This is a genomic window from Pseudomonas sp. P1.8 (assembly GCF_001269805.1).
Lineage (GTDB): Bacteria > Pseudomonadota > Gammaproteobacteria > Pseudomonadales > Pseudomonadaceae > Aquipseudomonas.
Map to the genome: position 1 here is coordinate 1 of NZ_LHVM01000001.1, position 13,733 is coordinate 13,733.

13 protein-coding genes are annotated in these 13,733 nt (G+C 59.4%); 10 read left to right on the forward strand and 3 right to left on the reverse strand.

Features of this window, described 5'->3' with window-relative positions:
- Positions 1-517 precede the first annotated feature (517 nt).
- The 7 genes from AD668_RS00005 (at position 518) to AD668_RS00035 (ending at position 8,312) form a co-directional block, all read left to right on the forward strand.
- Positions 518-2,176, forward strand: a complete 1,659-nt coding sequence (locus tag AD668_RS00005; protein WP_053152786.1) for a Na/Pi cotransporter family protein — start codon at positions 518-520, stop codon at positions 2,174-2,176.
- A gap of 56 nt (positions 2,177-2,232) precedes the next feature.
- Positions 2,233-3,609: a pitrilysin family protein gene (locus tag AD668_RS00010; protein ID WP_053152789.1), complete on the forward strand. Its 1,377-nt coding sequence runs from the start codon at positions 2,233-2,235 to the stop codon at positions 3,607-3,609.
- 105 nt (positions 3,610-3,714) lie between these two features.
- Positions 3,715-4,743 carry a DUF5924 family protein gene (locus AD668_RS00015; protein ID WP_053152791.1) on the forward strand — a complete coding sequence of 343 codons (1,029 nt, stop codon included), beginning with the start codon at positions 3,715-3,717 and terminating at the stop codon, positions 4,741-4,743.
- Between the two features lie 54 nt (positions 4,744-4,797).
- Positions 4,798-5,946 carry an ABC transporter permease gene (locus AD668_RS00020; protein ID WP_053152794.1) on the forward strand — a complete coding sequence of 383 codons (1,149 nt, stop codon included), beginning with the start codon at positions 4,798-4,800 and terminating at the stop codon, positions 5,944-5,946.
- Positions 5,943-6,746 (forward strand): ABC transporter ATP-binding protein, encoded by an 804-nt coding sequence (locus AD668_RS00025; protein WP_053152797.1) that lies wholly within the window; start codon positions 5,943-5,945, stop codon positions 6,744-6,746. Before AD668_RS00020 ends, AD668_RS00025 begins: the two co-directional genes overlap by 4 nt.
- Before the next feature lies 1 nt (position 6,747).
- Entirely contained in the window at positions 6,748-7,686 is a 939-nt protein-coding gene (locus AD668_RS00030) for an MlaD family protein (protein WP_053152800.1), read from the forward strand.
- Entirely contained in the window at positions 7,683-8,312 is a 630-nt protein-coding gene (locus tag AD668_RS00035; protein ID WP_053152803.1) for an ABC-type transport auxiliary lipoprotein family protein, read from the forward strand. Before AD668_RS00030 ends, AD668_RS00035 begins: the two co-directional genes overlap by 4 nt.
- A gap of 106 nt (positions 8,313-8,418) precedes the next feature.
- On the opposite strand, the gene AD668_RS00040 is transcribed toward AD668_RS00035, so the two are convergent.
- The gene (locus AD668_RS00040; RefSeq protein WP_053152806.1) at positions 8,419-9,069 is read right to left on the reverse strand and encodes an HAD family hydrolase; all 651 of its coding nucleotides are present in this window, start codon (positions 9,067-9,069) and stop codon (positions 8,419-8,421) included.
- Positions 9,070-9,097: 28 nt separating this feature from the next.
- On the reverse strand, positions 9,098-9,643 hold the full coding sequence (locus AD668_RS00045) for a gamma carbonic anhydrase family protein (protein ID WP_053152809.1): 546 nt from the start codon (positions 9,641-9,643) through the stop codon (positions 9,098-9,100).
- Positions 9,644-9,731: 88 nt separating this feature from the next.
- Here AD668_RS00045 and prlC point away from each other — a divergent pair, with 88 nt between their 5' ends.
- Positions 9,732-11,783: an oligopeptidase A gene (prlC, locus tag AD668_RS00050; RefSeq protein ID WP_053152813.1), complete on the forward strand. Its 2,052-nt coding sequence runs from the start codon at positions 9,732-9,734 to the stop codon at positions 11,781-11,783.
- Positions 11,780-12,061 (forward strand): YheV family putative zinc ribbon protein, encoded by a 282-nt coding sequence (locus AD668_RS00055; RefSeq protein ID WP_053152816.1) that lies wholly within the window; start codon positions 11,780-11,782, stop codon positions 12,059-12,061. Before prlC ends, AD668_RS00055 begins: the two co-directional genes overlap by 4 nt.
- 63 nt (positions 12,062-12,124) lie before the next feature.
- Here AD668_RS00055 and AD668_RS00060 read toward each other — a convergent pair whose 3' ends face one another.
- Positions 12,125-12,430: a hypothetical protein gene (locus AD668_RS00060; protein WP_053152819.1), complete on the reverse strand. Its 306-nt coding sequence runs from the start codon at positions 12,428-12,430 to the stop codon at positions 12,125-12,127.
- Between the two features lie 201 nt (positions 12,431-12,631).
- Here AD668_RS00060 and AD668_RS00065 point away from each other — a divergent pair, with 201 nt between their 5' ends.
- Entirely contained in the window at positions 12,632-13,690 is a 1,059-nt protein-coding gene (locus AD668_RS00065; RefSeq protein ID WP_053152999.1) for a PA0069 family radical SAM protein, read from the forward strand.
- The last annotated feature ends 43 nt before the right edge of the window (positions 13,691-13,733 follow it).

Genomic DNA, 13,733 nt, shown 5'->3' on the forward strand with positions numbered 1-13,733 from the left:
ATCTCGTCCTTCGCCACATCCACACCAACGACCACCTGCGAATCAAGGATTGTCATGGCCCACCCTCCGAGCTAGGGTTTAAAGACTTGTCGGGGTTCACCGTTGCGCTGGCTTGTTTCTATCGTCGGTCCGAGCCGATGCATTCCTTATCGGCGCATTAGGTGAAGGGGTGGGACGAAGTCTCCCACGGTCTGTACTGGTCAGAGTCAGATGACGAGCTTTAGTCCCACCCACCCCTTCAAGTCTAAACATACAAGCGAGCCTGCTCGCGATGGCGGTCTGTCAGTCAACATCAATGTTGAAGCTGATGACCTCATTGCGAGCAGGCTCGCTCCCACTTTGTTTTGGGTGTGTTCCATGAACGGTTTTTCATGACACTTTTGTTTCAAACCCTTCTTTAGCTATGCGATGCTGGCGCTCAGACCGTTAGCCAACTACAGCTTAAGTATCAGAACGTAGAACGTCGCGCGGCACTGTCAACTTGCTCCTTTGGGGCGCTACATCACAGGGGGTCTGTATGCTCACCCTGCTCAATTTGCTTTCCGCCGTGGCCCTGTTGATCTGGGGCACGCATATCGTCCGAACCGGCATCCTGCGGGTCTACGGCACCAATTTGCGCCACGTCATCAGCCATAACATGACCAACCGCTGGCTGGCTTTCCTCTCCGGGATCGCCGTGACGGCGATGGTCCAGAGCAGCAACGCTACCGCCATGCTGGTCACCTCGTTTGTCGGCCAGGGCCTGATGGCGCTGACCCCGGCGCTGGTCACCATGCTCGGTGCCGATGTCGGTACGGCCCTGATGGCGCGGGTGCTGACGTTCGATCTGTCGTGGTTGTCGCCGCTGCTGATTTTTGTCGGGGTGATTTTCTTTCTGTCGCGCAAGCAGACCCGCCTGGGGCAGATGGGCCGTGTCGCCATTGGGTTGGGGCTGATCATTCTGGCGCTGCAACTGATTGTCGAAGCGGCGCACCCGATTACCCATGCCAAAGGTATGAAGGTGATTTTCGCCTCGCTCACCGGCGATATCCTGCTCGACGCCCTGGTTGGCGCACTGTTCGCGATGATTTCTTACTCTAGCCTGGCTGCCGTGCTGCTGACCGCGACCCTGGCCGGGGCCAACGTGATCAGCCTGCCGGTGGCCATCGGGCTGGTGATCGGCGCCAATATCGGCAGCGGTGTGCTCGCCTTTCTCAGCACCAGCATGCAGAACGCTGCCGGGCGCCAAGTGGCACTGGGCAGCCTGTTGTACAAACTCATTGGTCTTTTATTGATCATCCCGGTACTCGGTCCGCTGGTGCGCTGGCTCGATGGCCTCGACTTCAGCCCGCAGGAGCTGGTGATTGGCTTCCATTTGCTCTACAACACCGTGCGCTGCCTGATTCTGTTGCCCACTGCCGCGCCGATGGCCAGGTTTTGTGCCTGGGCGCTGCCGGAGCACCCACTGGCCAACGGCACGGCCAAACCCCGGCACCTTGACCTGACTGCGCTGGTCACGCCTGGTCTGGCACTCGCCAACGCGGCCCGGGAAACCCTGCGCATGGGCGACTTGATCGACAGCATGCTCGAAGCCATGCTCGACGTTTTGCAGGGCAAGCAAACCGCCGTCACCCAGGAAATGCGCCGCCTGACCGACGATGTCGAAGCGCTCTACAGCGCGATCAAATTGTATCTGGCACAAATGCCCCGAGAAGACCTCAGCGACCAGGACAGCCGGCGCTGGGCGGAAATCATCGAACTGGCGATCAACCTGAAACTCGCCAGCGACCTGATCGAGCGCATGCTGCGCAAGGTCCAGCAACAGAAAACCTCGCAACGTCGGTCGTTTTCCGAAGTCGGGCTGGACGAATTGACCGGTCTGCAAACTCAGCTGATTTCCAACCTGCGGCTGGGCATGTCGGTGTTTCTCAGCGCCGACCCGGAAAGCGCCCGTCAGTTAGTGCGTGAGAAACGTCGTTTTCGCGCGCAGGAACGCCGCCTGGCTCACGCTCATGTCAGCCGTTTGCAACGTAAGATCGTGCAAAGTATCGAAACCAGTTCCTTGCACCTGGAGTTGATTGCCGACATGAAGCGCCTGAATTCGCTGTTTTGCAGCAGTGCGTATGTGGTGTTGGAAACGCACGACACCGGCGCGCTGGTGGTCGACGAATTTGCTGACATCACGCATTCTCCCTGAACGTCCACAGTGGCCTGAAGTCTGTTGAACTCACGCTAGCCGTATGGAAGCTCGTTATGCGTTGTCTGTTGTTCGCCTGCCTGTTGCTGGGATCTTTTTCTTCGTTTGCCCTGGATCGCTTCCAGGTCGAGGGCTATACGCTGCGCAACGGTTTGCAATTGTTGCTCAAACCCGGCACCGAGCGCGGGCATGTGGCGATTCGCCTGGTGGTAGGCGTGGGCCTGGATGATTTCAGCTGTGGAGAAAAAGAGCTGCCGCACCTGCTCGAACATTTGCTTTTCAGCGGCATCGATGCCAGTGGCGAAGGAGGGCTGGAAGAGCGCATGCAGTCGCTGGGCGGTGAGTGGAACGCCTTCACCAGCAACGCCGATACCACGTTCGTGATCGAAGCCCCAGCCAAAAACCAGCGCAAGGTACTCGACCTGTTGTTGGCGCTGCTGACCCAGACCCGCTTCGACGACAACGCCATCAACGCCGCCAAGCAAGTGGTCGAGCGCGAGGATGGCGGTCACTACACGCACCTGCAACGCTGGCTCGATCGACAGGACCTGGGCCATACCGCCAGCAGTCAACTGGCCGTGGAGCTGGGCCTCAAATGCCCAGAGCGGGCGCAGGTCGATCACCTGACCCGCGAGCAACTGGAAAGTGTGCGCAAGGCTTGGTATGCGCCGAACAATATGACCCTGATCGTGGTCGGCGACCTCGACAAATTGCTACCTGCCTATCTGGACCGCACCTATGGCGAACTGGAAGCGATCAACCCCAGCGAACATCCACCGCTGCCGCAGATCCAGGCCAGCGCTGCTCATGAGCGCACCCTGACGCGTGGGTTTGTTGGAGACGGTGCCAAGTTGCACTGGCTGGTGCCGGAGCCGGTGCTGGAGGATCAGCACGACCAGACCTTCGATTTGCTCAAGGATTACCTGGACTGGGCGCTCTATCGCCAGTTACGCCTGGCGCACAGCTTGTCCTATGGCCCGTGGGCCGAGCGCGAGGTGTTCGGTGGTGTGGGCTTCCTGAGCCTCAATGCCGACCTTGAGCGCGACGATGTGGCCGAGGCGGAACAGGTACTGGAAGAATTGAAGGCCCAGTTGCTCAAGGACGGCCTCAACGCAGAAACCTTCAATCGCCTCAAGCAGGCCGCCATTGCCCGGCAGGCCTGGGCTGTGCAGGGAAACAGCGCGCTGGCTGATTATTACTGGAGCGCCATTGGCGACTACGAGGATGACCGGTTCGCCAATCCGGCCAGAGAACTGCAGGCGGTGTCGCTGCAAGAGGCGAACAAGGCGATGCGTGAGTTGCTCTTGCAGCCGGGATATCTGCGAATCGAGAAGCCTTTGCTCAGTGATGATCAGTTGGTTTGGGCGATTGCCGGGGGGGTGGGGTTGATCGTCTTGATGCTGGTGGGATGGCGTTTGCACCGCAGAAAATAAACATTCCTTGTGGCGGGTTACTCGCTGAGGCGAGCCCCCTCGCCACGGGGTCGCGCCAGAGGTACCCTGTCGAGGATTTTTCCCACGACTACTGTGAAACGCCCAATGTCGAAACTGACCCTTTTCATACAGCGCATCCTCGAACTGATGAAGCGCTATCCGGGGGTCATTGCGCTCGGTGGTTTTGTCTCCGGGGTCGGCAGCTTCATCCTGGTCGACCGTCAGCAAGGTCTGGCGAGCTGGATCACCACCATCATGCTGATCAGCTGGATCTGGTTGATGCTGGAAAACAGCCTGACCAAGCTGTTCGCGCGTATTTTCAAGCGCGAAATCCCACAACCGCTGTTGCGTTATGCAACGCAGATGATCCACCAGGAAAGTCTGTTCTTCGTTCTGCCGTTCTTTTTCATCACCACGACCTGGAACAGCGGCCAACTGTTTTTCACCGGCCTGTTGAGCATCGCGGCACTGATCTCGATCATCGATCCGCTCTACTACAAGTGGCTGGCGCCACGACGCTGGGCGTTCCTGGCGCTGCACACCCTGACCCTGTTCGCCGCTTTGCTCACGGCATTGCCGGTGATCATGCACCTGACCACCTCGCAGAGTTTCAAATGGGCGCTGGGCATCGCCGTGCTGCTGTCGTTCCCGAGCCTGGCGTCGATCTTCCCGATCCGTACAATTCGCAACGCCCTGGCGATCCTGAGTATCACCGTCGGCATCGGCGGCGTCGGTTGGGCGCTGCGTTCATGGGTGCCGCCGGCGACTTTGTGGATGACCGACGTGGCCATCAGCACGCAGATGCAGGACCGCACCCCGGGCGCCAGCCTCGACGAAGTGAGCGTCGAGCAGATCCGCGGTGGCGGCCTTTACGCCTACACCGCAATCAACGCCCCGCGTGGCCTGGACGAGCGGATTTACCATGTCTGGAAATTCAACGGCAAAGAGGTCGACCGTATTGCGCTGGATATCCATGGCGGGCGCAAGGAAGGTTACCGGGCGTGGACCCACAAACAGAATTTCCCCGGCAACCCCGCCGGCAAATGGCAAGTTAGGGTGTTGACCGAAGACGGCCAGGTCATCGGCGTGCTGCGCTTCGTGGTCAAGGACAGCACAGCGATCAAAGAAAACTAACCGGGTTCGTGCTATTACGTAGGTCTGCCTAATAGCCGAACAAGCAAGGAGCTTATGATCAGCAGCACAATGGCCGGCGATGCCCGACTGGACACTTCGCTCACCCCTGCGCGGTTGCGGGTGACGGGCGACTGGACGCTTGCCCATTACGCCGGCCTCAAGCTGCTGAGCGAAAGCCTTTACGGCCAGTACGACGCCGACACCCAGGTCGATCTCAACGGTCTCGGCGCCCTTGACACCGCTGGCGCCTCGTTGTTGGTGGAACTGTTGGGTTCCGAGCGCATTGGCCGCACCGCCCAGCATCCCGATTGCACTCTTTCCTCCGCCGACCGCGCGTTACTGCAAACGGTGTACTGCTCGCTGACCGATTTCTGCGTGCCGATCAAGGAGCCGGAAATCAGCGTTAGCATTCAATTGCTGACTCGCATCGGTCGCGCCGTGGATACCGTCTGGCAGGACACCCTGCAACTGCTCGGTTTCGTAGGGCTGATCATCGAAACCATCGCCCGCGGCCTGTTTCGACCCAAGCGCTGGCGCATCACGCCGATGGTCTCGCACATCGAACAAACAGGGCTCGACGCTGCGCCCATCGTAGCCCTGCTGACCTTTCTGGTCGGCGCCGTGGTGGCGTTTCTCGGGGCGACGGTACTGGCGACGTTCGGTGCCAGTGTGTTTACCGTGGATCTGGTGGGGTTTGCCTTCCTGCGCGAATTTGGTGTGTTGCTCACCGCGATCCTGATGGCCGGGCGCACCGCCAGTGCGTTCACGGCGCAGATCGGTTCGATGAAGGCCAACGAAGAAATAGACGCCATCCGCACCTTGGGCCTCGACCCGATGGAGTTGCTGGTAGTGCCACGCGTGCTGGCCTTGCTGATCGCCCTGCCGATGCTGACGTTTCTGGCAATGATTTCAGGAATCATCGGCGGCGCGGTGGTCTGCGCAGTATCGCTGGATATTTCACCGGCGATGTTCCTGTCGCTGCTGCAATCGGACATCGGCGTTCAGCACTTTCTGGTGGGCATCGTCAAAGCGCCGATTTTCGCCTTCCTGATCGCCGCCATCGGTTGCCTCGAAGGCTTCAAGGTCAGCGGCAGCGCCGAGTCCGTAGGTGCCCACACCACATCGAGTGTGGTGCAGTCGATTTTCGTGGTGATCGTGCTCGACGCGGTGGCTGCGCTGTTTTTCATGGAGATGGGCTGGTGAACCGTGTACCCCGAGCGCCCTGCGAGGCGGTGATTGAAGTGCGTGGCCTGTGCAATCGCTTTGGCCGCCAGAGCGTGCACGAGAACCTTGACCTGGATTTGTACAAGGGCGAAATCCTCGCTGTGGTCGGCGGTTCCGGCAGCGGTAAATCGGTGCTGCTGCGTAGCATCGTCGGTTTGCGTCAGCCCAGCGAAGGCGTAGTGAAAGTCTTCGGCAAGAACCTGCCAACCCTGTCTGAGCACGAGCGTTCATTGGTGGAACGGCGCTTTGGCGTGCTGTTCCAGAAAGGCGCATTGTTCTCGTCGTTGACGGTGACCGAGAACGTCGCACTGCCTTTGATCGAGCACGCCGGCTTGAGCCGCAACGACGCCGAGCACCTGGCGGCGGTAAAGATGGCCTTGGCCGGGTTGCCGTTGTCAGCGGCGGACAAATACCCGGCGTCCCTGTCCGGCGGCATGATCAAGCGTGCTGCACTCGCCCGGGCGCTGGCGCTGGACCCGGACATCCTGTTTCTCGACGAGCCCACTGCCGGCCTCGATCCGATTGGCGCCGCGGCGTTCGATCAATTGATCCTGACCCTGCGCGATGCGCTGGGCCTGAGTGTGTTTCTGGTGACCCACGACCTCGACACGCTCTACACCATCACCGACCGGGTGGCCGTGCTGGCGCAGAAAAAGGTGCTGGTGGCGGACGCCATCGACAAGGTCTCGGAAACCGACGACGCGTGGATTCACGAATATTTCCATGGCCCTCGCGGCCGCGCGGCGCTGACAGCCGCCCAACAGCTTCACGAGGTCTGACATGGAAACCCGAGCACATCATGTGTTGATCGGCCTGTTCACTGTGATCGTGGTGGCAGGCGCCCTGCTCTTCGGACTCTTTCTGGCCAAGTCCAGCGTCGATACCGAATTCAAGGATTACGAGGTCGTGTTCAACGAGGCGGTCAGCGGCCTGTCCAAGGGCAGTTCGGTGCAGTACAGCGGAATCAAGGTCGGCGACGTGGTGACGCTGCGCCTGGACCCGAAAGACCCGCGCCGGGTGCTTGCCCGGATTCGTCTGGCTGGCGATACCCCGATCAAGGAAGACACCCAGGCCAAACTGGCGCTGACCGGCGTCACCGGAACCTCGATCATCCAGCTCAGCGGCGGTACGCCACAGAGCCCGACGCTTAAGGGAAAGGATGGCCACCTGCCGACCATCGTCGCTTCGCCCTCGCCCATCGCCCGCCTGCTCAATGACAGCGAAGACCTGATGGCCGGGGTAAGCTCGCTGATGCGTAACGCTAACCTGATGTTCTCCACGGAAAACATTGAGCGCATCAGCGAGACCCTGGAGCATCTGGAGCAAACCACCGGGGCCATTGCCGATCAGCGTGACGATATTCGTCAGGCCATGAAGCAACTGGCGTCGGTCGGCAAGCAAGCCAACAGCATGCTCGAGCAGACCACGGCGTTGATGCGCAATGCCAACGGCCTGCTCAATGACAACGGCAAGCAGATGTTCAGCAGCGCCGAGCAGGCGATGAAATCCCTGGAGCAGAGCAGCGCCACCATCAACACACTACTCACCGCCAATCAGCAATCGCTGAACAACGGCATGCAGGGTCTCAACGGCCTGGCCCCGGCGGTGCGCGAACTGCGCGAAACCCTGACGTCGTTACGCACCATCTCCCAACGCCTGGAAGCCAACCCCAGCGGTTACCTGCTGGGCAGCGACAAGACCAAGGAATTCACGCCATGAAGCTTTCCCGAATTGCCTTGCTCGCGAGCGTTACTCTGATCAGTTCGTGCTCGATCCTGCCCAAGCCTGAGCCGTTCGATGTCTATCGATTGCCTGCTGCGACACAGAACAGCGGTTCAGCCAGTCATGGCAGGCCGCAACAATGGTCTCTACGCCTGACCAAGTTGCAGAGCAGCGAAGCGTTGAACAGTCCGAACATCGCGGTGATTCCTCAAGGCGACGTGATCAGCCATTACAAAGGCTCGCGCTGGAGCGATCCGGCGCCGGTGCTGTTGCGCAATCGCCTGCTGGACGGCTTTCAGCGTGATGGACGGGTCGCGCTGTTGAGCACCGATGACAGTCTTTTTCATGGCGATCTGGAGCTGGGTGGCAATTTGCAGGCCTTCCAGACGGAGTACCAGGGCAGCTCGGCGAACGTGGTCGTGCGCCTGGACGCCTTGTTGGTGCGCGGTTACGACCAGCGCATCCTCGCCAGTCGCCGCTTTGAAGTGCGCCAGCCGCTGAGTGATGTGCAGGTGCCCGCGGTGGTCGCAGGGTTTGGTCAGGCGAATGACCAACTGACGGTGCAGGTGGTGAACTGGGCGGTTGAACAAGGGCAGAGACTCGCCCCGCCACCCAGACCTTGATGCGGTCCCCTGTAGGAGCGAGCCTGCTCGCGATGGCGGTGTGTCAGACACATTGATTTTGAATGTGCGACCGTCGTCGTGAGCAAGCTTGCTCCTACAGGTGCTTTCAGCGGCGCAAAAACGCTTGATGCAGCGCTTCCAGTGTTTCAAAGTGATACGCCGGAGCTTCCGCGCTCAACTCTTCATGGCTGCCGAAGCCGTAACCCACCGCTGCCGCGTCCAGGCCATTACTGCGTGCGCCGATCAGATCATGTTTGCGGTCACCGATCATCAGGGTATTGGCCGGATCGAGGCCTTCTTCAGCGATCAAATGGGCGATCAGCTCGACCTTGTTGGTCCGGGTGCCGTCCAGTTCGCTGCCGTAAATCACTTTGAAGTGTTTGGCGAAGTCGAAGTGCCGGGCGATTTCTCGAGCGAAAATCCACGGTTTCGAAGTTGCGATATACAGCTGTCGACCTTGCCCGCCCAGGGTTTCGAGCAGCGGGGTGACGCCGTCGAACACGCGGTTTTCGTACAGGCCGGTCACCTTGAAGCGCTCGCGGTAGAAATTCACCGCCTCCCACGCCTTCGTTTCGTCGAAGTCGTAGAACTGCATGAACGCCTGCAACAGTGGCGGGCCGATGAAGTGTTCGAGTTTGGTCAGGTCCGGCTCATCGATCCCCAGATTGCTCAGGGCAAACTGGATCGAACGGGTGATGCCTTCGCGCGGGTCGGTCAGGGTGCCATCGAGGTCGAACAAAACGGTTTGGTAATGCATGAAAATTCCTGGATGTTGGTGCGCCGGTTCAGAGCTGGTCGTAGCCTTCGGCCAGATGCAGATCCTTGAGCTTCACGTAGTTCGCCGCGCTGTAGGTGAAAAAGGCGCGTTCCTTGTCCGTCAGCGGCCGGATCTGTTTCACCGGGCTACCCACGTACAGGAAACCGCTTTCCAGGCGTTTACCCGGTGGCACCAGGCTGCCGGCACCGATGATCACGTCGTCTTCGACCACGGCACCGTCCATGACAATGCTGCCCATGCCGATCAGCACCCGGCTGCCCACCGAGCAACCGTGAAGCATGACTTTATGGGCAATGGTCACATCATCACCGATCAACAGCGGGAAACCGTCCGGGTTGAACGGCCCGGCGTGGGTGATGTGCAACACGCAGCCGTCCTGCACGCTGGTGCGCGCGCCGATGCGGATGCGGTGCATATCGCCGCGGATTACCGTCAATGGCCATACCGAACTGTCTTCGCCGATCTCGACGTCGCCGATTACCACCGCTGAACGGTCGACAAAAGCCCTTGGGCCCAGCAGCGGCGTGTGGTTCTGATACTTGCGCAGGTTCACGATAGGGTTTCTCTCTGTTGCTGATAGCTGCGGTGAGCGTCGATTGTAATTAAGATGGCCGCATGTTTCTCCAGCCAAGGTGCCCACTGTGAGCGTGAACAACCCTCTTTTGCAGTCCTACGACCTGCCGCCGTTCTCTGCGATCCGTGCCGAACACGTGCAACCGGCCATTGACCAGATTTTGGCGGACAACCGCGCCGCCATCATCGAGATCCTCAAGACCCAGGGCAAGCAGCCGACCTGGGCCGGGCTGGTGCTGGCGATGGACGAGCTCAATGATCGTCTCGGCGCTGCCTGGAGCCCGGTCAGCCACCTCAATGCTGTGTGCAACAGCGCCGAACTGCGTGAAGCCTACGAGTCGTGCCTGCCGGCGTTGAGCGCCTACTCCACCGAGATGGGCCAGAACCGCGAATTGTTCCAGGCCTTCGAAGCCTTGGCCAATAGTCCTGAAGCCGCCGGTTTTGACGTGGCGCAGAAAACTATCCTGGAACACTCCCTGCGTGACTTCCGTCTGTCGGGTATCGACCTGCCGGAAGCCGAGCAGAAGCGCTACGCCGAAGTGCAAAGCAAGTTGTCCGAGTTGGGCAGCCGCTTTTCCAATCAGTTGCTCGACGCTACCCAGGCGTGGACCAAGCACCTCACCGATGAAGCCACCCTCGCCGGCCTGACTGATTCGGCCAAGGCGCAAATGGCGGCCGCCGCGCAAGCCAAGGACCTGGATGGCTGGTTGATCACCCTGGAGTTCCCGAGTTACTACGCGGTGATGACCTACGCTCACGACCGTGCGCTGCGTGAAGAAGTCTACGCCGCGTACTGTACCCGTGCGTCGGACCAAGGCCCGAATGCCGGCCAGAACGACAACGGCCCGGTGATGGAAGAAATCCTCGACCTGCGTCAGGAACTGGCCAAGCTCTTGGGCTTCGCCAGTTTCTCGGAGCTGAGCCTGGCAACCAAAATGGCAGAATCCAGCGATCAGGTGCTGAGTTTCCTGCGTGACCTGGCCAAGCGCAGCAAGCCGTTCGCCGCGCAGGATCTGGAGCAGCTCAAGGCTTACGCTGCTGAGCAGGGTTGCCCGGATCTGCAAAGCTGGGACAGCGGTTTCTACGGTGAAAAACTCCGTGAACAACGCTACAGCGTGGCCCAGGAAGCCCTGCGCGCCTACTTCCCGATCGATAAGGTATTGAGCGGTCTGTTCGCCATTGTTCAGCGTTTGTACGGCATCGAGATTGCTGAGCAAAAAGGCTTCGACACCTGGCACCCTGATGTCCGCCTGTTCGAAATCAAGGAAAATGGCCAGCATGTCGGTCGCTTCTTCTTCGACCTCTACGCCCGCGCAAACAAGCGCGGCGGTGCCTGGATGGATGGGGCCCGCGACCGTCGCCGTACCGCCGAGGGCGTTTTGCAAAGCCCTGTGGCCAACCTGGTGTGCAACTTCACCCCGGCCGACAGCGGCAAGCCTGCGCTGTTGACCCACGATGAAGTCACCACCCTGTTCCACGAGTTCGGTCATGGTTTGCATCACTTGCTGACCCGCGTCGAGCACGCCGGCGTATCCGGCATCAACGGCGTGGCTTGGGATGCGGTCGAGTTGCCGAGCCAGTTTATGGAAAACTGGTGCTGGGAGCCGGAAGGTCTGGCGCTGATTTCCGGTCATTACGAATCTGGCGAACCACTGCCGCAAGATCTGTTGCAAAAAATGCTCGCGGCGAAAAACTTTCAGTCCGGCCTGATGATGGTTCGCCAACTGGAATTTTCGCTGTTCGACTTCGAACTGCACGCCACCCACGGCGATGGCCGCAGCGTGCTGCAAGTGCTCGAAGGCGTGCGTGACGAGGTTTCGGTGATGCGTCCACCGGCCTACAACCGATTCCCCAACAGTTTTGCGCATATTTTCGCCGGCGGTTACGCGGCGGGCTACTACAGCTACAAATGGGCGGAAGTGTTGTCGGCGGATGCTTTCTCCAGGTTTGAGGAAGAAGGCGTGCTCAACGCCGACACCGGTCGCGCCTTCCGCGAGGCGATCCTGGCACGGGGTGGTTCTCAGGAGCCGATGGTGCTGTTCGTCGACTTCCGTGGCCGTGAGCCTTCGATTGACGCACTCTTGCGCCATAGCGGCCTGAGTGAGGACGCGGCAGCATGAGTGAGGGACCTGTGATTACCAAAAGACGCTTTATCGCCGGAGCGGTCTGCCCGGCATGCAGCGAGCCGGACAAGCTGATGATGTGGAGTGAAAACGACGTGCCGCATCGCGAGTGCGTGGCCTGTGGTTACTCCGACACGCTCAATGAACAAGGGTTATCGGTGCCCAAGGAACTGGGAACGCGGGTCAACATCACCGCGCCCAAGGCTGCAGACACCAAGGTTCAGGCTGTTCAGTTCTTCCCGAATCCGAAGCTAAAGAAAAACTCGGACGAGTAATAAACAAGTCAAAAAAGGCCCCCGTTGCGTTATGCAGTGGGGGCTTTTTTTATATGTTTTTAATCAAGGCGTGGAAATATTGGCATAGGCTTTGGCCAGTGCCAGAAGTTTGGCCTTGTCATCGGCGTCGATATCGCCATCACCATCGATGTCTTTGTTGATATTGCCGAGACTGAAGGTTCTGCCGCCATCATTAGACGATGCGATGAGGACTGTGGAGTCCAGTAAGGCCGTGGTCTCCAGCGAGTTTTCAGCATTCCGACCGTTCTCTTTCAATGCGAATTGCAGGGAAACGAGTACTTCGCTTTGGTCGACAATTGTTGGGCCAAGCTTTTGTAGAAAGATACCGCGGCGGTTGAAAAACGACATAATCAAATCCTTTTAATTAATATAAATGTCCCTGTGTGCAACGGAAGTAACGATACCGGAATTGCAAATTTTTTAGCCAGTCGTCATATGTATCACTTAATTGCTTTGCACTATCCCGAATCAAGAAGATGCTGAGCGGTACTGGTGCGATGGATGTCATCGATATACTGTATGCACATACAGCGCAAAGGGTTTTCTTCCATGCACACGCCATTGCCCCTACGTGGCCGCGGCACCGCGACCAATCCCCATAATCGTTTCGCCCCCAATCGGTCGGTGGCCGAGGACGACGGCTGGTACCAAGAGGTGCCGACCACACAAGGCACCGTGGTAAGCATCGAGGCGGCGAAAACCATCATCACCCGCAATACCTCGCCGGACTTGCCCTTCGATCGTTCGATCAATCCCTACCGGGGCTGTGAACACGGCTGCATTTATTGCTACGCGAGGCCGAGCCATGCTTATTGGGATATGTCGCCGGGGCTGGATTTCGAAACCAAACTGATCGCCAAGACCAACGCTGTCGATGTGCTGGAGCAACAGCTGTCCAAGCGCGGCTACCAATGCGCGCCGATCAACCTCGGGTCCAACACCGATCCTTATCAGCCGATCGAGCGCGAATACAAGATCACCCGGCAAACCCTCGAAGTGTTGTTGCGCTATCGGCATCCGGTGACCATCGTCACCAAGGGCTCGCTGATTCTGCGCGATCTCGACCTGTTGACCGAGCTGGCCCGGCACAGGCTGGTGGCGGTGATGATCAGCCTGACCAGCCTGGACGACGAACTCAAACGCATCCTTGAACCCCGCGCTGCGGCGCCAAAGGCCAGGCTGCGCGCGATCCGGGTGATGCGCGACGCAGGCATTCCTGTCGGTGTGTTGTGTTCACCGATGATTCCGATGATCAACGACAGCGAACTCGAAAGCCTGCTCACCGAGGCTCAGGCGGCCGGGGCGCAAAGCGCTGCTTATATGATGTTGCGCCTGCCGTTGGAAGTGGCACCGTTGTTTGAAGAGTGGCTGGCTGCCCACTACCCGCAACGGGCCGCGCACGTGCTGAGCCTGATTCGCCAGAGCCGGGGTGGCGAGCTTTACGACAGTCGCTTTGGTTCACGAATGCGTGGCGAAGGTCCTTTTGCCGACCTGCTGGCGCAGCGCTTCGCCAAAGCGATCAAGCGCCTGGGACTCAATCATCGCGAAGGCTTCAATCTGGACTGCGATGCCTTTTGTCCGCCCGGTCGCCAGATGTCGTTGATTTGAGGACAATTGGCCTATCGTTGAGTACGGGCAATTTCATTTTGCC

What these genes read in the sequence shown, in the direction of transcription:
- AD668_RS00005 (WP_053152786.1), top strand. Translation starts at nt 518, where the DNA reads ATGCTCACCCTGCTCAATTTGCTTTCCGCCGTGGCCCTGTTGATCTGG.
- AD668_RS00010 (WP_053152789.1), top strand. Translation starts at nt 2,233, where the DNA reads ATGCGTTGTCTGTTGTTCGCCTGCCTGTTGCTGGGATCTTTTTCTTCG.
- AD668_RS00015 (WP_053152791.1), top strand. Translation starts at nt 3,715, where the DNA reads ATGTCGAAACTGACCCTTTTCATACAGCGCATCCTCGAACTGATGAAG.
- AD668_RS00020 (WP_053152794.1), top strand. Translation starts at nt 4,798, where the DNA reads ATGATCAGCAGCACAATGGCCGGCGATGCCCGACTGGACACTTCGCTC.
- AD668_RS00030 (WP_053152800.1), top strand. Translation starts at nt 6,748, where the DNA reads ATGGAAACCCGAGCACATCATGTGTTGATCGGCCTGTTCACTGTGATC.
- AD668_RS00035 (WP_053152803.1), top strand. Translation starts at nt 7,683, where the DNA reads ATGAAGCTTTCCCGAATTGCCTTGCTCGCGAGCGTTACTCTGATCAGT.
- AD668_RS00040 (WP_053152806.1), bottom strand. Translation starts at nt 9,069, where the DNA reads ATGCATTACCAAACCGTTTTGTTCGACCTCGATGGCACCCTGACCGAC.
- AD668_RS00055 (WP_053152816.1), top strand. Translation starts at nt 11,780, where the DNA reads ATGAGTGAGGGACCTGTGATTACCAAAAGACGCTTTATCGCCGGAGCG.
- AD668_RS00060 (WP_053152819.1), bottom strand. Translation starts at nt 12,430, where the DNA reads ATGTCGTTTTTCAACCGCCGCGGTATCTTTCTACAAAAGCTTGGCCCA.
- AD668_RS00065 (WP_053152999.1), top strand. Translation starts at nt 12,632, where the DNA reads ATGCACACGCCATTGCCCCTACGTGGCCGCGGCACCGCGACCAATCCC.